We start from the raw sequence: 16,516 nt of genomic DNA, 5'->3' as shown, positions 1-16,516 counted from the left end.
ATCAGTCCCGGTAGTACGGCTGGGGTGCGCCGTACCCACTGTCGAGGATGGACAACCAGCGGTCGCGGATCTCCTGCCAGCGACCGGTGACGCGAATGCGCTCGAGCACCCCGTTGACGAAGCGGACCATGTCGTCCTGCCCCTTGGGAATCCCGACGCCGTAGAACTCCTCGCCGAGGCTGGGACCGACGACCCGTACCCATGGGTCCTGCGCGGCGAGGCCCGCGAGGATCGCGTCGTCCGACGTCACCGCATCGATCTGGCCCTGCTGCATGAGCACCAGGCAGTCGGCCCAGGTGGTGGTGCTGACCATGCGCGCGCGTGGCTGGATCGACTGGATGCGACCGATCGAGGTCGTCCCGCGCGCCGCGCAGACGCGTTTGCCCGCGAGTTGATCCGGACCGGCGACGTTCGAGTTCCGGAAAGACAGAATCCGCTGCGAGGCAACGTAATAAGGGGCGGAGAAGCTGATGTCGCGCAACCGGTCGCAGGTGATGCTCATCGTCTTGATCACCACGTCGACGGTCATGTCCCGCAGCGCGTCGATGCGCTGCGCGGAACTCAGGACCTGGAATTCGATCCGGCGGTCGTCCCCGAAGATGGCCCCGGCGATCTCGTGCGCGATGTCGACGTCGAAACCCTGGATGTCACCGGTGATCGGATCGCGGAAGCTGAACAGGTTGGAGCCGATGTCGAGGCCGACGATGAGCCGGCCGCGTTCCAGGATCCCGGCCATCGTCGAATTCGGTGGCATCTGACGGGGAAGCGGCATCTGGGCGGGCGGCCGCAGGGTCAGCGTCGCGTTGCATGCCTCGGAACTCGGTGGGGGTTCGACGGGCACGTCGACCTGCACGCCGGGCAGCACGGGCGATCCGGCGGTGGCGGTCGGCGGCGGTGATTCGGGTGCGGGAAAACGCACGCATCCCGTCGCGACCAGACCGGTGAGCGCGAGCACGACCACGACGGTCAGCAGGCGGCGAGTCGAGCGCGTGGTCGTCATCGGTACTCCCGGATCCGGGGGATGAGACCGCCCACGACCGCGACGCCGGCGAAGACGGTGAGCAGCAGGATCCCGGTGCCGGTGAACCCGAGTACGCGCTGCGCGGTGTTGATGTCGTCCCGGAACGAGTTCCGGGCGGTGGTGATCGCATCGACCAGGGCGGTGTCGACCGCGGTGTAGGCGCGCGCGGAACTGTCCGGCCCGTCGCCGACGGTGTGCAGGCGAGCGAGACCGAAGTTCCCGGTCTGGATGTAGCGGCGGACGGCGGCGTCGGTGCGCCGCCACTCCGTCAGCGCCGCGGTGACCGTGTCCAGCTGCTCGGGGGTGACGGCGCTGTCACCGTCCTCGGTTCCGTCGCGCACGTCGTCGACGATGGTGCCGATCTCGCTCGTCGCGACGGAGAAGCTGCGTTCCAGACCGCTCTGGTCGCCGCGGCGGATGAGCGACAGTGTCTCGGCCGACCGCGCCTGCTGGGTGAGGATGCGCGCAGCGGTCAGGTCGCGGAGCGGGTCGGCGCCCTCGGTGCGGGCGTCGCTGGTCGCGGCGACCGACATCAGGCCGGAGGCGAGCAGCCACAGGGTCCCGATGCCGAGGGCGAAGATCGCGGCGACGACCCCGACGTTGAACCGTCTGCGGGTCCGGCGCGCGAGATAGCGGGACGTCAGCACCAGCGCGGCGAGCAGGAACAACAGCGGCGCGTAGACGGTCCAGGGCGGACGGGTCAGCGTGTGCTGTGGATCGGCGATGGCCATCGAACGTCGTTCGTAGAGACGCTGCGCGGCCGGCAGGATCTGATCCTGCATCATCGACGACGCCTGTCCGAGATACGCCGACCCCACCGGATTGCCGAGCCGGTTGTTGGTCCGCGCCGTCTCGATGAGTCCGCTGTACACCGGGATCGACGTCGACAGCGTCTCCAGATCGGCGCTGACCGCCTGCTCCGACCGGTCCGACGTCATTCCGGAACCCGGCTCGCTGGAGGTGCCGGTCGCCAGGATCAACGACGACGACGCCGTCGCCAACGCATCCGAGTAGCGCTGCCGCAGATCAGGGGTCTCGAGTCCGCCGGAGATGAACGCCGCGTTGGCCGAGGCGTCGGCGATCGACAGTGAGCTGTAGAGGACCTGGGCGGCCTCGGCGAGCGGCTCGGTCCGGTCGATGAGGCGCTGCAGGGTCTGGGTGCGGTCTTCGAGAACCGTCGATGCGTACAGCCCGGTGCTCAGACAGCCCAGCGCCAGGATTCCGCAGATGATGATGAGCTTGCCGGGGGTGGTGACCGCGAAGTGGCGGATGGTCTGGAAGGGCGACTGGGCGCGTTCCCGGGCGGTGGCGACGAGTTCGCGACGGTCGGCGAGCACCTGGCGGATCGGGGGCGAGGCCTGCGCCGGCCGGATCGTGCGACCGCCACGCGTCAGCGCCGTCCGCACGGAGGACGCGTCGCCGGTCACCTACCTGATCCCTTCTCAAACGCTGGATCGTCTCCGGTGCGGTCGTACGGTCACCGGTTCCCCGTTCCGGATTCGCGTGGCCGGGCGATCAACGCCAGGTGTTGTGTCACTTGGGTCATCGTTCACCGGGTCGTGCGTGTTTCACCCTATGCCATCGGGCAGGGTTCCTCCGGGTTGACCGACGCCGCGTCGCCGACCTCGGCCGTTCGGCTCGCGCTGCGTGAAACCGGCGTCTCCGCACGGTTCTCGCCCCCGTGGTCGGCACCGGTTTGCGATGTTCCTGGCAGGTGGCGCGCGTCTCACTTACGGTGGAGGCACCCGGTCGACGCGATCGGGATGCGAGGAGGCGTGGTGCGCGGCGACGGCGACGGCTGGGTGATCGATCCCGACGGTTCACGATATTGGGGAATCCACGGCGCGGCAGGCCTGCTGTTGCGGGCGCCGCTGCCGGAGGGATCGACCGGTGTACTCCTCCAGCACCGCGCCGCGTGGTCGCATCAGGGTGGCACCTGGGCGCTGCCCGGCGGCGCCCGCGACTCGCATGAGGGCGCCATCGACACGGCGATCCGCGAGGCCCAGGAGGAAGCCGGTATCACCGGGGACGACCTGCGCGTCGTCGCGGCGGTCGTCACCCACGAATCGCCCGGCGGATGGACCTACACGACCGTCATCGCCGAGACCGACACGCCGGTCCGCACGGTCGCCAACTTCGAGTCCACCGAGCTGCGGTGGGTCGACGAGAAGCGGGTGGACCAGTTGCCGCTGCACCCCGCGTTCGGGCTCGCCTGGCCCACCCTCCGCGAGCGCATCGCGATGCTCGACCCCCAGAGCTGAGCTGAACTGATCTGTCGGCGGGTCAGCCGACCCGGCCGCCGTCCAGGAGCCGGTTCGCGCCCGCGACCAGCGCGTGGACGTTCGCCTCGTCGCTGCTCGCACCCTCGCCGGCGGCCCAGGCGTGGCGGCCGTCGTTCTCGCACAGGAGGAACGTCGTGACCACGCCGTCGACGACCCGCTGATGCAGACGGACGATCTGAACGGGGGCTCCGACGTCGTGGAGGATCGACGTCATCGCACCGACCGGGCCGGCGGCGACGGCGCTGCAGGACCTGATGCGGTCGGCGATCGCGAGCGTCGCCCGGCACTCGACCAGGTCGCCCGAACACGACGCGACCGACCATGACCCGAGCCGGATCGTGCCGCCGCGGGAGTACTCGTCGGTGAATTCCTGCCAGGTCATCCCGGTGGCCTCCTCGTGCATTCCAGGGGGAAGCGGACGGCCGTACCGCTCGGTGAACAGATCGCCACCGCGGCGGTCGTCGTGCTCATGCCACGAACAGGATCGATGAGACAGATGAAGAGGGTGCATCTCGGTAACCGATTTCGGTCGAAGAATGGGTGACCGACGATAGAGCGCAACCGACCCGCAGCGGGGGGTCGGTCAGATTCAGACCCCGCTGCGGCGGGTTACGAGAATGCTCGTGATGCACAACATGATCGGTCCACCATAGACCCGCGACACCGACCGGGCAAACCTGTTTCGTCCCCGACGACGACTCGCTACAGCACCCCGGCGAGTTCCCGGGCCGCGGCGGTCGGGTCGGCGGCGGCGGTGATGGCGCGCACCACGACGATGCGCCGGGCCCCGAGCGCGGTGACCTCGCCGACGCGGCCGGCGTCGATCCCGCCGATGGCAAACCACGGTTTCGCTGATTGCGTTGCCCCCGACAGCATTTCCGCAGTGGCGGACACGAGGTCGAGGCCGGCGGCGGCGCGGCCGGGTTTGGTGGGCGTGGTCCAGCACGGGCCGACGCAGAAGTAGTCGACGTCTTCGTCGGAGATCGCGGCGGCAGCCTGCTCGGGGTCGTGGGTCGAGGCGCCGATGACGACGTCGCGGCCGACGATCCGGCGGGCCGCCGACGGCGACAGGTCGCCCTGTCCCACGTGCAGGACGTCGGCGCCGGAGAGCGCCGCGATGTCGGCGCGATCGTTGACCGCCAGCAGCGCACCGTGCGCGTCGGTGATCGCCCGCAGTCCCGCGAGGATCTCGAGCTCCTCCCGCGCCTCCAGGGTCCCGAACTCGCGTTCGCCCGGCGAGTTCTTGTCGCGGAGCTGCACGATGTCGACGCCGCCCGCCAGCGCGGCGCCGACGAAATCGAGGAGGTCGCCGCGCTCGCGTCGGGCGTCGGTGCACAGGTAGAGGCGGGCCGAGGAGAGCCGACGACGACGGTCTGTCGCGTGGCCGGAATCCGCGGACCCTGACCTGGTGTGGTTCGGGGTCGTCACGCCGACCAGGCTAACCGGACACCTGACGCCCCCGCGTAGGGTGGACCGCACGAACACACGGGAGCCCGGACCGGCCGGGCTGAGAGTGCGGACCGATCCGCTGACCGTCGAACCTGATCCGGGTCATTCCGGCGAAGGAAGGTGATTCCAGCGTGAATTCCCCTCGGAAGACTGCTCACCGCACCCTGACGGTGGTGGGCGGCGGCGTCATCGGGCTGACGTGCGCACTGGCCGCGGCCGACGCCGGGTGGCGGGTTCGCGTACTCGACGCCGGAACCGACGAGCGCGCCTCGTGGGTCGCGGGTGGCATGCTCGGCTCGCTCGGCGAGGGACATCCCGGCGAAGAGGCGTCGCTCGCCCTGTCGGTGGAGTCGGTCCGGCTCTGGCCCGCGCTCGTGAAGCGGCTCGACGACCCCGCCGTTGTCACCGCCACCGACTCGCTGTTCGTCGCGGCCTCGGCCACGGACATCGAGTACCTGCGGCACCTCGCCGACTTCGTCTGGGCCGGCCAGCCCCGCACCGACTCGGCGTTGCAGCCGGTGACCGGCCGCGACATCCGGGCACTCGAACCGTCGCTGAGTTCTCGTCTGGTCGGTGGCTATCGCGCGGTCGGGGAGTGGTCCGTGGACAACCGGCGCCTCCTCGAGGCGTTGCGCGCCGCGGTCACGACGGCCGGCGTGGAGCTGACCACCGCCCGCGTCGGGTCCCTGGCCGATCTCGACGACCCCGGCTCCGACGGGCAGATCCTGCTCGCCGCCGGGCTCGGCACCGCTGCCCTCTGGCCCGGCGCCGACCTGCACCCGGCCAAGGGCGAGATCCTCCGGCTTCGTCGCACCCGCTGGTCCGTGCCCCCGCCCGCCCACGTCGTCCGGGCACGTCTGCACGGTCGGGCCGTCTACCTGGTGCCACGCGAGGACGGTGTCGTCGTCGGCGCCACCCAGTACGAGGCCGAGGGGTTGACCGACCGGGCGCCGCAGGCCGGTGGGGTCGCCGACCTGCTCGCCGACGCGATCGAGGTCCTGCCCGGACTGCGGACGTATGAACTGACCGAAGCGGCCGCGGGTCTGCGGCCGTGCACCGCCGACGGGTTGCCGCTCGTCGCCCGCGTGGACGCACGCACCGTCGTGGCGACCGGGCACGGACGCAATGGGATCGTCCTCGCCCCGGGTACCGCCGAGCGCGTGCTGTCGATCCTGGAAGGAGTCGAGGAATGAGTATCACGGTGAACGGCGAGAGCATGGATGTCGACGCCGACGCCTCGGTGCGCGATGTGGTCGCCGGGCTCGGGTTGCCGGACCGTGGGATCGCGGTCGCGGTGGACGGCGCGGTCGTCCCGCGCGGTCGCTGGGACCGGCACACCATGACCGACGGCGCCGTCGTCGAGATCGTCACGGCGGTGCAGGGTGGCTGACCAGTCGACACCGGATCCGTTGCGGATCGCGGGCCGCGACTTCTCGTCCCGGCTCATCACCGGCACCGGCGGGGCGTCGAATCTCGCGACCCTGGAACGCGCACTGGTCGCCTCGGGCACCGAACTCACCACCGTCGCGGTCCGCCGCGTCGACGCCGCCTCGGGTACCGGGGTCTTCGATCTGCTGCGCCGGCTCGACATCGCCGTGCTGCCCAACACGGCCGGCTGCCACACCACCGCCGAGGCGGTCCTGACCGCACAGCTGGCGCGCGAGGCGTTCGAGACCGACTGGGTCAAGCTCGAGGTGGTCGCCGACGAACGCACCCTGATGCCCGATGCCATCGAACTCGTCGACGCGGCCGCCGCCCTGGTCGGCGACGGGTTCGTCGTGCTGGCATACACCAACGACGACCCGGTTCTGGCCGCGCGACTCGCCGATCTCGGGGTGGCCGCGGTGATGCCGCTCGGGTCACCCATCGGGACCGGTCTCGGAATCCTCAACCCGCACAACATCGAGATGATCGTCGACGACTGCCATACCCGCTTCGACGACCCGCTGCCGGTCATCCTCGACGCCGGCATCGGCACCGCGAGCGACGCGGCGCTGGCGATGGAACTCGGTTGCGACGGAGTGCTTCTGGCGACCGCGGTGACCCGCGCGGAGAATCCCGAACTGATGGCGACGGCGATGCGGCACGCGGTGATCGCGGGCCGGCTGGCCGGGCGGGCGGGCCGAATTCCCAAGCGCTTCTGGGCTCACGCGTCCTCGCCCGGCCGCGATCCGGGCTGACGGGCGGCTGCGACAGGCCGTACGAATGACAGACCGGGCCGCTTTGGATTCGACGGCTATGGTCGAGGCGTGTTGCGGGTAGCGAATCTGACGAAGGACTTCGGCGGTCAACGCGCGGTCGACGATCTCACCTTCGAGGTCGGGCCGGGACGGGTGACCGGCTTCCTGGGGCCCAACGGGGCGGGCAAGTCGACGACCATGCGCATGATGCTCGGTCTCGATCGTCCGACCTCGGGCACGGCGACGATCAACGGTCAGCGCTACCGGGACCTCGACCATCCGCTGCGTCAGGTCGGTGCGCTGCTCGACGCTCGGTGGGTGCATCCGAACCGCAGTGCGCGCTCGCATCTGCGGTGGCTGGCGGCGAGCAACCAGATCCCGGCTGCCCGCGTCGACGAGGTGCTCGAGACGGTCGGGCTCACCTCGGTGGCCAAGAAGCGCGCCGGCGGTTTCTCGCTCGGCATGTCGCAGCGGCTCGGGCTGGCGGGTGCCCTGATCGGCGATCCGCACACGCTGTTGTTCGACGAACCGGTCAACGGCCTCGACCCGGAGGGCATCGTGTGGATCCGCGGGTTCATGCGCAAGCTCGCCGCCGAGGGTCGGACGGTGCTGGTGTCGAGTCACCTGCTCACCGAGATGTCGCTCACCGCAGATCATCTCGTCGTCATCGGGCGGGGCCGGCTGATCGCCGACTGTTCGGTCGCGGAGTTCACCGGGCGGGCACGACAATCGGTCCGGGTGCGCGGCCCGCAGCTTGAGCAGCTGCACGCCGCGCTCGCGGCGGCGGGGTTGAACCCCGCCCCGGGTGACCCGGACGGTCAGGGGCGTCCGGTGATGCGCGTTCCGGACACCACGACCGATCACGTCGGCGATCTCGCTGCCGCCGCGGGCATCACCCTGCATGAGCTCTCCGCCGAGTCGGCGTCGCTGGAAGAGGTGTTCATGTCGATGACAGCCCACGCTGTCGATTACCACGGGGGAGTGAACCGGTGATCGCCGCGATCAACGCCGAGCGGATCAAACTCGCCAGCACCCGATCGCCGTACTGGTGCCTCGGGGTCGTCGTCGTGCTGGGACTGGGCCTCGCGGTGCTGCTCGGTGCCGTCGCCGGGACCTCGTACGGAAGTCCCGGGGAGGCCGACACCCTCACCGACGACTTCCTGATCGGCGTCGACCAGTTCGGGGTCGCGGTTCTCGCGATCATGGCGATCCTGGGTGTCACCACGGAGTATCGCTTCGGCACGATCCGCCCGACCTTCGCCGCGATCCCGCGCCGCCCGCGGGTTCTCATCGCGAAAGCGGTCGTGTTCGGCGGACTCTCCTTCGCGGTGGTGGCGATCCTGTGCGTCGTCGCGGTGGTGGTCGCACAGGTGCTCTCCGGCGTCGGAGTCTCGCTGACCGGCCCCGAGACCGTCCGGCATCTCTGGGGCACACCGGTTTTCGCGATGCTGTGTGCACTGATCGGTCTCGCCGTGGGTGCGCTCGTGCGGCATTCGGCCGGCGCGGTGGCGATCATGCTCGTCTGGATGCTGGCGCTGGAGCGCATCGTGTCGGTGCTCCCGCGCGTCGGTGAGCACATCGTGTCGTTCCTGCCGTTCCTCAACGGCTGGAACTTCCTCGCCGGCGGCAGTGACACCTTCCACTGGAACGCCTACGGTTCGTTGCTCTACTTCGCGGGTTTCACACTCGTACTGCTGGCGGCCGCCGTGGCGGTCACCAACGCCCGAGATGCGTAGTTCGCGTGGTTTTCCTCCGCTGATGTCACACGCGGAATCCGCTGAGAGCCGGTCGATGCCATCCGGTCGGACCACATTGATGCGTCGGCGCGGCCCATTGTAGGGCCCGGCAGACTAAAATTCGCGAATATGTCCACGAATTGGCCGCTTGTCGAGCGCGATCGGGAGTTCCGCACGATCCAAGCGGCGCTCAGGGGTGAGACGACCGGCTGTGGTGTGGTGCTGACCGGTGACTCCGGCGTGGGCAAGACGACCCTCGCCCGCCACGTCACCGCGGAGTTGCCGACGGGTGTGCGCTGGGTGGCGGGCACGGAGTCCGCGCGGTCCATCCCGCTCGGTGTGTTCGCCCACCTCGTCGGCCCGGCGACGTCGAGCGATCCCGTCACCTACCTTGCGGCAGCGCGTGAATCGCTGCTCGCCGACGGCGATGTCGTCATCGGTGTCGACGACGCCCACCTGCTCGACGAGCTGTCGGCGACGCTCCTGCACCAGCTCGCGATCGACCGCGCGGTGCACATCGTCGCGACCGTGCGCAGCGGCGAGACCGTCCCGGACGCCGTGACGTCGTTGTGGAAGGACAATCACCTCACCCGGATCACATTGTCTCCGTTCACCAAAGACCAGAGTGTCGAGCTCGTCGAATCGGTGCTCGGCGGCCAGCTCGAGGAGCACTCCGCGAATCTCATGTGGGAGGCCTCCGGTGGGAACGCACTGTTCCTCCGGCATCTCGTGGACGGCGCCCGCCAGGCGGACACGCTGCGCCAGGTCAACGGCGTGTGGCAGCTCCGCGGCCGCGCCGCCATCACCTCGGAGCTGGCGTCGTTGCTGGAGGGACGGATCGAGCAACTCGACGGCCCGGTCCTGGGTGCGCTGAAGTACCTCAGTCTGTGCGAGCCGCTCGACATCGACGTCCTCTCCGAGCTCGCCGGCGAAGAAGCCGTCGAGGAGGCCGAGATCGCCGGGTTGGTGCGTATCACCCGCGACGGACGCCGCCTCGACGTCGCGTTCCACCATCCGCTGTTCGGCGAGGTGATCCGACGCCGCCTCGGTCAGGTCTCGTCGCGACGGCTGCGCGGCCGGCTCGTCGAGGCCCTGCAGTCGCGGCCCACGAACACTCCGGCCGAGCGGATTCGTCTCGCCGACCTGGCGATCGAGAGCGACGTCGAGATCGATCTGACGCTGGTGCGGACAGCTGCCCGCGACGCGCTGAACCTCGCGCAGACGCCGCTCGGCGAACGATTCGCGCGGGCGGCGCTCGACGAGGGCGGGGGACTCGAGGAGGCCGAGCTGCTCGCGCGGGCGGTCATGTGGCAGGGCCATCCCGACGAGGCGCGGGACATCCTGGCGCGATTCTCGCCGGACGACCTCGACGAGGGCCGGCTCGTGCTGTGGGGCAACTCGATCATCGGCAACACCTTCTGGGCCCTCGGCGACGCCGACCGGGCCGACGAGATCCTGCAACTGCTGACCGAGCGCGTCACCCACCCCGCGCTCAAGCCCATCGTCACCGGCATCGCCTCGGCCTGTGCTCTTTTCGAGAACCGGATCGACGAGGCGATCACGTTGTCCGACACCGTGCTGGCCGAGTCCAAGGTGCTGCCGTGGGCGGTGGAATGGGCGGTGTTCGGCGGCAGCCTCGCCCGTGCGGTGGCCGGCCGCGGCGCGGAGGTCCGGGCGTTGGCCGAACACTCGCGGGAGGTCGAGGTCGACGGGCTGCTCCGGTTCCCCACCGGCTTCGGGGAGACGCTCGCATTGACCCTCACCGGCCGGCTCGACGACGCGGATGCCGCCTCCGGGCGCTTCGTGTCGGCTGCGCAGACCGCCCAGTACCTGGGTTGGGCGATGTCCGGAATCCTGGTCGCCGCAGTCGAACTCGCACGTGGATCGTGCGGGTCGGTGACCCGGCGGATGGAACAGACGCTCGCGATCCTCGACAGCGGCCGGTTCTCCGATTCCTGGAACTTCCCGGCGCACATCTTCCTGGTGCAGGCGCTCAGCGCGTTGGGTCAGGCCGACCGCGCCGCCGCCGCGCTGGCCAAGGCGCGGGAGAAGTCCGGCAAGCATGTGGCGGTGTTCGGGCCGATGCTCGCCATCGCGGCGGCGTGGCAGTCGGCGGCGGCCGGAACCGTCACGCCCGCCGTCGAACTCGCCCATTCCGCGGCGGCGGCGGCCCGTGCTGCCGGTCAGTTCGCGGTGGAGGCCGAGGCGCTGCACACCGCTGCGCGCTTCGGTGACGAGGGCGTCGCCGATCGGCTCGCCGAACTGGCGGAACGCATCGACGGCCCGCTGTCGGATCTGTACGCGCGGCACGCCGCAGCCCTCCGCGACGGTGACGCGGTCGAACTCGATCTGTGTTCGGCAGCCTTCGAGGACTCCGGGGTGCGTCTGTCCGCCGCCGACTCCGCGGCGCAGGCCAGTGTCCTGCACGACGCCGCGGACAAGCGGTCGGCCACCGTGGCGTCGGCCGCGGTGGCGAACCGTCTGGCGTCCGAATGCGGTGGCCTGCGGACGCCAGCACTGATCTCGGCCGCCCAGCCGTTGCCGTTGACCTCGCGCGAGCGCGAGATCGCCAACCTCGCGGCGGCCGGCCTGTCCAACAAGGACATCGCGCAACGCCTCACCGTGTCGGTGCGTACCGTCGAAGGGCATCTGTTCCGCGCCTACACCAAGCTCGATGTCGGTGACCGCGCCGAGCTTGCCGCCCTTCTACTCAAAGACGCACGGCCGCAGAACCACTGAGAACCGCCCGGAGGAAACGGACAGTCGACGATATGTCGGCGGTGTCGCCCGGACGGGTCGTTTTCGGGGGCGGTTCTCGGCTCAGCCATCCGACCGGTCGAGGGCGGCGATCACCTCGTCGTCGTCGACCTGGGTGAAATCCTCGTACGACAGTCCGACGGCGCGGAACGGTTCCGGCATCACGAGGACGACGACCTCGTCGACGCCCCGATCCTGGAGTCGGCGAACCGAATCCGACGGGGCTGTCGGTGCGGCCACCACCACGTGCGCGGCGCCGGCGGCCCGGACGGAGTCGACCGCCACGGCCATGCTCGAGCCCGTGGCGAGACCGTCGTCGACGAGAATGACCGTCCGGTGCGAGAGTTCGGCTTCCGGACGGTCACCGCGATAGCGTCGCTCGCGGGCACGGAGGACCCGCCGCTCCCGGTCGGCCGACTCCTCGAAGCCGGTGCGGGACACCCCGAGCCGACGGGGCACATCGTCGTTGACGACCAGGTGGTGGGCGGTGAGTGCACCCATCGCGAACTCCTCGTGGCCCGGCGCCCCGATCTTGCGGACCACCAGGACGTCCAGCCCGCACCTGCCCGTCGCCCGGGAGATCGCGTCGGCGACCTCCCGCGCAACGGGGACCCCGCCGCGGGCGAGGCCGAGGACAACCGGTGCAGACACCGGTGTGGCCGCGGTGTTCAGGACCGCGACGACCCGCGCACCTAGCAGACGACCCGCTTCGCGGCGGTCGGCGAAAGTGCGCGGGCGCATCGTCAGACCTCAGACCCGCACTGCGGGACCGACCTTCAGAGCGAAACTCGGCAGGTCGGCGAGACCGATGGTCGCCTCGTATGTGCGGTCGTAGCCGGTGCTGCTGATGCGCCAGCCGCCCGCGGTGCGGCGGTAGGTGTCGTCGTAGAACGCGGCGCCGATGAGCATGAACGAGAACTCGGCGACGATGACGCGGTCCTGGAGGTACCAGCGTCCGCGTGCGGTGTCGCCGTCGATCTCGATCTCCGGATGCGCGACGCGGTGTTCGGTGATCACTGCGGGACCGACGTTCTCCCTCATGTACCCGACCAGCTCGTCCCGGTTGGAAAAAGCCAGTCCCTCACCGTAGTTGCCCGTGACATCGTCGGTGAGAGTCGACGAGAACGTCGCCCAGTCCTTGGTGTCGAGGGATCTCAGATAGCGGTACTTGAGGTTCTCGATCGCCCGTAGGTCCTCGAACCGTCCGTCGGGTGCGCTCACTTCGATCTCGTTCCCGGCAGTATCCCCGCATCGATGACAGCTTTCACGACGGGCCTCGTGCGCTCCAGCAGATCATCGGTGCCGGCCCAGATGGATTCTCCCACAGCGTCGGTGGTGGCCTCGATGTCGTCGTAGGTCGCCGCTCCGGAGGGGGTGAGCCGGTGCCCGTCCTCGACACGCTCGACCAGTCCGGCGTCGACGAGGCGGTCCACGCTGTCCTCCCACTCCTCTTCCGACCACCCCCGGGTCAGCAGCAGGATGCGCTTGCCCAGGGTGCGGCGGCGAACGGTGGGATCGGGGAGCTGCGACTCGTGGAAGACGGCCGCGTCGAATCCGTTCAGGCCGTGGAGGGCGAGGGCGGCGATGTGGTTGTCGCCGCGCCATTCTCGCAGAATCGCGACGGCGTGCCACAGGCGGAGCCGCGCGGTGTCCGGCTTCGGGGCGGTCGACCAGGCGGCGGCGAGCGGGCGGCCGCCGAGCGGTAGGCCGGCCGCGAGTTCGTAGTAGGCAGAGGCGAGTTCGTCGAGGCTCGCGTCGTCGACGGAGTCGCCGAGGATGTCGCGGAGCGAATCGTCGAGCATCTGGTTGCGCCGCTCATGGACGCGGTCGAGCCCGGCGTCGACGGCTGCGGCCCAGCTCTTCGCGATGAGTTCGAAGTTGAAGTTGTAGAAGGCAGAGGCGATGACCGACGACGTGCACGGGCCGAACGGGGCACCGCGCGCACCGACGTAGAAGGAGTATCCGTTCAGCCCGGTGTCCTGCTGCGCGCTCTTCAGGCCCGGATTGAAGTAGGCGATGATGTGGAAGGGTTCGAGGGTCTCGTAGGCGAGCCGGGCCGCGGAGCCCGTGCTGGTCGATGTCATCAACCCACCCTCGTCACCCGAGACGCAGGTGTCAACCACCTGGTGAGCGGGGAAAGCGGTCAGTTGCGGCGGGAGTCGCGAGCGTCGAAAACGGAGTTGTCGACCTGCCATGACTCGGCATCGGGCGCCGGGCCGACGTCTCGCCGGGCGTCGTCGGCCTCGCCACCGAACCCGTCGGTCTCCGCGGAGGAGTCCGCCCGCGGCTCCTCGGACCCCGGCTCCTCGCGGCCACGGCGCCACCCGCCCTTCATCGGCGGGGCCTCACCCAGGTGATCCGGGTCCACCGAGCCGTACCAGGCCACCAGCACGGCGCCGATCACCGCGCCGACGAAGCCGAGGATCGCCAGCCAGCCGAGTCCGGGCTTGGCCGTGTCCTCGAGGAACACGACCCCCACGAGGCTCGGTCCGGCCGTCTCGCCGACGACGAGCACGGCCGTCACCCCGTTCACCGCGCCGAGCTGCAGGGCAACGGTCTGGACGTAGAAGCCCACCGCGCCCGCGGCGGCGATGGTCCAGGCCGCCGGATCGGTCAGGAGGGCGACGGGATCGAACGGCTGGACCCCGTCGAGGATGCGGACGGCGATGGCGATGATGCCGAACAGCAGACCGGCCGCCGCCCCGCCGACGATGGCACCCGCCGGGCCGAGGTTGTACACGCCCACCAGCGCCAGGGCGCACAGGGCGAGGGTCGCGACGAACAGGCCCCAGTGGAATCCGACCTCCTCGCCGCCGCCGGTGTGATGGGACGACGCCACGCCGAGCAGGCAGAGCGACATCACGACCAGCCAGATGGCGACCCATTCGCGGGTGTGCAGCGCGATGTTGAGGATGATCGTGCCGAGCAGCGCGGTGATGACGAGGTTCGCCGAGACGATGGTCTGGGAGAGGAACAGCGGCAGGAATCGGGCGGCGAGGGCGCCGCCGGCGAATCCGAGGACGACGAGCGTCGTGCCGAGGATGAAGGCCGGGTCGACCAGCGTCGACATGGTCGACGAGAGCGTCGGTGCGCCGTTCTCGTTGGTGATGCCCTCGCCATCGTCGGCGGCGGCCTCGGCCACGCGGCGCGCACCGAGTGCACGCAGGACCGTCGACATCCCGTAGGCGACTGCGGCGAGGCACGCGGCGATCACGCCGATGACGAACAGCTGCATGCCTCCTCCAACTCGGTCCGGATGAGCCCCATAGGCTCGGACCGCCGACCACCCCGACTGCGTACACGCGCGATCGGCCGCCGGCGCTCTGCTGCAATCGTGCTGGTCGCAGGACTGCAGACATCGACGTGCCTGCCGATCGTGGAGAAACTAACAGGACGAACCGACAGGACGGTATCGAATATTCCCGCCCCCGGCCGAATCACACCGGGAATCCTCGGCCCCGGCCGGCCGAACGCCTTGCGCCGTCGGCACTACACTCGCTCGGGTGAACAGCGCCGGACGAGCCCATGTCCTGATCACATTCGGCAGGTCCTTCCTGACCCTGGAACTCGCGCGGCTCATGGCCGCGGCCGGTCATCGTGTCAGCATCGTCGATTCGATCCCGGTCGGGATCGGTCGATTCTCCAACGCGGTGAGCGACTTTCATCGGGTGCCGCCGCCGAAGTTCGAACCCCTCGCGTACTGCCACGCGCTCGCGCGGATCGTGGCCGAGAACGACGTCGACATGGTCATCCCGGTGCACGAGGAGACCGACATCATCGCGATGCTCGCCGACGTGTTCCCACCCGGATGTCGGCTGTTCCTCTCCGATTTCGCCACCGAGAACCGGCTGCACAACAAATACGATTTCCAGGAACTGCTCGTCGAACTCGGTATTCCGACGCGCAAGTTCGCGCGGGTCACCGGACCCGAGGACGTCGGATCGCTCGATTTCACGCAGCCGTTCGCACTCAAGCGTTGTTACTCGCGTGGTTCGCAGAAGGTCCACAAGGTGACGCCCGGTGATCCGCTCACCTGGCTCGAACACGACGAGCAGAACCCGTGGATCGCCCAGGAATGGGCCTCGGGAAGCAACTACTGCACCTATTCGGTCTGCAACGAGGGTCGCGTCTACGCACACGCAACCTATCCCGTCGACTACGCCATCGACGGCAGCTCGTGCCTCAACTTCCGGTCCGTGGACCATCCGCGGATCGCCGAATGGGTCAGCGATTTCGTCCGCCGGGTGAACTTCACCGGGCAGATCGGCTTCGACTTCATCGAGGACCGGACCGGTTCCGGTGAGGCCGCCGATCTGTTCTGCATCGAATGCAATCCGCGTGCCACGAGCGGGATCATGATGTTCACGCCCGACGACGGGGTCGACCGCGCGTTCCTCGGGACCTGGAACCCCGACGACGGGCCGATCACGCCCGGCTCGGGCGTCGACAAGATGATCGGACTGGGCATGCTGCTCTACGGGTGGCGCTCCTCGTCCCGCAAGGACCGGACCCTGCGTGACTTCGTCCGCGATTTCCGGGGCGCATCCGACGTCGTCAAGAGCCCTGGCGACCCGAAGCCCGCGCTGATGCTGCCCTTCGCCTATGCCGGAATCCTGCGCAGCTGCTTCAAATACCGGGTCGGGCTCGCCGAGGGGTTCATGCACGATCACGAGTGGGACGGGCTCCGCATCAGCCTGTGACGTGCAGCGCCCGGGGCGTAGACTCTCCAGTCACCATCACCTGCGTGTTTGCCCCATCCGCAGGGTTGTCCGGGGGGACTCGAGCTCGAGGAGAGCTGCTCATGAACATGTCCAGAATCATGCGTCGTACGTCTGTCGGGGTGGCCGCGGTCGGTGCCGCCTGCGCGATCGGTCTGGCCACCGCGCCGGCTGCCTCGGCCGCTCCGGCGGTACAACCGGTGCAGCCCGTCCAGGCCGTCGGTTCGGTGTCGATCTGCTTCGGCATCCCCATCGGGCCGGTCACCATCAGCGTCTGTCTCTGATCTGATCCGTATGTGATCGCGTTGCGGTATGTCCCGGTTTCCGGGACAAACCGCAACCTGATCTGACCGCGCGACCATCTTGTGCCCTG

At 69.4% G+C, this 16,516-nt stretch carries 17 protein-coding genes and 1 riboswitch; of the genes, 9 read left to right on the top strand and 8 right to left on the bottom strand.

Annotated elements, in window-relative coordinates; translation table 11 throughout:
- Position 1: 1 nt before the first annotated feature.
- Together AC3B6C_RS04735 and AC3B6C_RS04730 are read right to left on the bottom strand one after the other, a co-directional pair.
- Positions 2-1,000 (bottom strand): glutamate ABC transporter substrate-binding protein, encoded by a 999-nt coding sequence (locus tag AC3B6C_RS04735; protein WP_488375169.1) that lies wholly within the window; start codon positions 998-1,000, stop codon positions 2-4.
- Positions 997-2,448, bottom strand: coding sequence for a hypothetical protein (locus tag AC3B6C_RS04730; RefSeq protein ID WP_488375168.1), 1,452 nt, complete (start codon positions 2,446-2,448; stop codon positions 997-999). Before AC3B6C_RS04730 ends, AC3B6C_RS04735 begins: the two co-directional genes overlap by 4 nt.
- Before the next feature lie 351 nt (positions 2,449-2,799).
- Here AC3B6C_RS04730 and AC3B6C_RS04725 point away from each other — a divergent pair, with 351 nt between their 5' ends.
- On the top strand, positions 2,800-3,282 hold the full coding sequence (locus tag AC3B6C_RS04725) for an NUDIX hydrolase (RefSeq protein ID WP_014928285.1): 483 nt from the start codon (positions 2,800-2,802) through the stop codon (positions 3,280-3,282).
- Between the two features lie 22 nt (positions 3,283-3,304).
- On the opposite strand, the gene AC3B6C_RS04720 is transcribed toward AC3B6C_RS04725, so the two are convergent.
- Together AC3B6C_RS04720 and thiE are read right to left on the bottom strand one after the other, a co-directional pair.
- On the bottom strand, positions 3,305-3,685 hold the full coding sequence (locus tag AC3B6C_RS04720; protein ID WP_010843761.1) for a hypothetical protein: 381 nt from the start codon (positions 3,683-3,685) through the stop codon (positions 3,305-3,307).
- 320 nt (positions 3,686-4,005) lie between these two features.
- On the bottom strand, positions 4,006-4,731 hold the full coding sequence (gene thiE / locus AC3B6C_RS04715; protein ID WP_488375165.1) for a thiamine phosphate synthase: 726 nt from the start codon (positions 4,729-4,731) through the stop codon (positions 4,006-4,008).
- A gap of 47 nt (positions 4,732-4,778) precedes the next feature.
- Positions 4,779-4,889, top strand: a riboswitch (TPP riboswitch).
- On the opposite strand from thiE, the gene thiO reads away from it, so the two are divergent.
- The 6 genes from thiO to AC3B6C_RS04685 all read left to right on the top strand — a co-directional run bounded on the left by thiO (position 4,884) and on the right by AC3B6C_RS04685 (position 11,407).
- The gene (gene thiO / locus AC3B6C_RS04710) at positions 4,884-5,945 is read left to right on the top strand and encodes a glycine oxidase ThiO (RefSeq protein WP_488375164.1); all 1,062 of its coding nucleotides are present in this window, start codon (positions 4,884-4,886) and stop codon (positions 5,943-5,945) included. Its footprint overlaps the riboswitch before it by 6 nt.
- On the top strand, positions 5,942-6,142 hold the full coding sequence (thiS, locus tag AC3B6C_RS04705) for a sulfur carrier protein ThiS (RefSeq protein ID WP_010843758.1): 201 nt from the start codon (positions 5,942-5,944) through the stop codon (positions 6,140-6,142). The genes thiO and thiS overlap by 4 nt, the downstream gene beginning before the upstream one ends.
- Entirely contained in the window at positions 6,135-6,932 is a 798-nt protein-coding gene (thiG, locus tag AC3B6C_RS04700) for a thiazole synthase (RefSeq protein ID WP_010843757.1), read from the top strand. Before thiS ends, thiG begins: the two co-directional genes overlap by 8 nt.
- A gap of 69 nt (positions 6,933-7,001) precedes the next feature.
- On the top strand, positions 7,002-7,925 hold the full coding sequence (locus AC3B6C_RS04695) for an ABC transporter ATP-binding protein (RefSeq protein ID WP_014928280.1): 924 nt from the start codon (positions 7,002-7,004) through the stop codon (positions 7,923-7,925).
- Positions 7,922-8,668 carry an ABC transporter permease gene (locus AC3B6C_RS04690; RefSeq protein ID WP_010843755.1) on the top strand — a complete coding sequence of 249 codons (747 nt, stop codon included), beginning with the start codon at positions 7,922-7,924 and terminating at the stop codon, positions 8,666-8,668. Before AC3B6C_RS04695 ends, AC3B6C_RS04690 begins: the two co-directional genes overlap by 4 nt.
- Positions 8,669-8,797: 129 nt before the next feature.
- Positions 8,798-11,407: a LuxR C-terminal-related transcriptional regulator gene (locus AC3B6C_RS04685; protein WP_488375163.1), complete on the top strand. Its 2,610-nt coding sequence runs from the start codon at positions 8,798-8,800 to the stop codon at positions 11,405-11,407.
- 81 nt (positions 11,408-11,488) lie between these two features.
- On the opposite strand, the gene AC3B6C_RS04680 is transcribed toward AC3B6C_RS04685, so the two are convergent.
- The 4 genes from AC3B6C_RS04680 to AC3B6C_RS04665 are packed head-to-tail and all read right to left on the bottom strand — an operon-like array spanning position 11,489 to position 14,660.
- Complete coding sequence (locus AC3B6C_RS04680) at positions 11,489-12,166, bottom strand: phosphoribosyltransferase (RefSeq protein WP_488375161.1); 678 nt, start codon at positions 12,164-12,166, stop codon at positions 11,489-11,491.
- 9 nt (positions 12,167-12,175) lie between these two features.
- Complete coding sequence (locus AC3B6C_RS04675) at positions 12,176-12,646, bottom strand: nuclear transport factor 2 family protein (protein ID WP_488375160.1); 471 nt, start codon at positions 12,644-12,646, stop codon at positions 12,176-12,178.
- Positions 12,643-13,509, bottom strand: a complete 867-nt coding sequence (locus tag AC3B6C_RS04670) for an SCO6745 family protein (protein WP_488375159.1) — start codon at positions 13,507-13,509, stop codon at positions 12,643-12,645. The genes AC3B6C_RS04675 and AC3B6C_RS04670 overlap by 4 nt, the downstream gene beginning before the upstream one ends.
- A 59-nt stretch (positions 13,510-13,568) precedes the next feature.
- Positions 13,569-14,660: an EamA/RhaT family transporter gene (locus AC3B6C_RS04665; RefSeq protein WP_488375157.1), complete on the bottom strand. Its 1,092-nt coding sequence runs from the start codon at positions 14,658-14,660 to the stop codon at positions 13,569-13,571.
- A gap of 268 nt (positions 14,661-14,928) precedes the next feature.
- Here AC3B6C_RS04665 and AC3B6C_RS04660 point away from each other — a divergent pair, with 268 nt between their 5' ends.
- Complete coding sequence (locus tag AC3B6C_RS04660; RefSeq protein WP_488375156.1) at positions 14,929-16,125, top strand: ATP-grasp domain-containing protein; 1,197 nt, start codon at positions 14,929-14,931, stop codon at positions 16,123-16,125.
- Between the two features lie 101 nt (positions 16,126-16,226).
- A complete protein-coding gene (locus AC3B6C_RS04655; RefSeq protein ID WP_010843748.1) occupies positions 16,227-16,427 on the top strand; it encodes a hypothetical protein in 201 nt (66 codons plus the stop codon).
- The last annotated feature ends 89 nt before the right edge of the window (positions 16,428-16,516 follow it).

This window comes from Gordonia sp. 11cp (assembly GCF_057767225.1).
This window is presented reverse-complemented; position numbering and strand designations above follow the sequence as displayed.

Excerpts from the sequence above, each read along its gene's own strand:
- AC3B6C_RS04735 (WP_488375169.1), bottom strand. The coding sequence starts at position 1,000 with ATGACGACCACGCGCTCGACTCGCCGCCTGCTGACCGTCGTGGTCGTG.
- AC3B6C_RS04720 (WP_010843761.1), bottom strand. The coding sequence starts at position 3,685 with ATGACCTGGCAGGAATTCACCGACGAGTACTCCCGCGGCGGCACGATC.
- thiS (WP_010843758.1), top strand. The coding sequence starts at position 5,942 with ATGAGTATCACGGTGAACGGCGAGAGCATGGATGTCGACGCCGACGCC.
- AC3B6C_RS04685 (WP_488375163.1), top strand. The coding sequence starts at position 8,798 with ATGTCCACGAATTGGCCGCTTGTCGAGCGCGATCGGGAGTTCCGCACG.
- AC3B6C_RS04680 (WP_488375161.1), bottom strand. The coding sequence starts at position 12,166 with ATGCGCCCGCGCACTTTCGCCGACCGCCGCGAAGCGGGTCGTCTGCTA.
- AC3B6C_RS04670 (WP_488375159.1), bottom strand. The coding sequence starts at position 13,509 with ATGACATCGACCAGCACGGGCTCCGCGGCCCGGCTCGCCTACGAGACC.
- AC3B6C_RS04665 (WP_488375157.1), bottom strand. The coding sequence starts at position 14,660 with ATGCAGCTGTTCGTCATCGGCGTGATCGCCGCGTGCCTCGCCGCAGTC.
- AC3B6C_RS04655 (WP_010843748.1), top strand. The coding sequence starts at position 16,227 with ATGAACATGTCCAGAATCATGCGTCGTACGTCTGTCGGGGTGGCCGCG.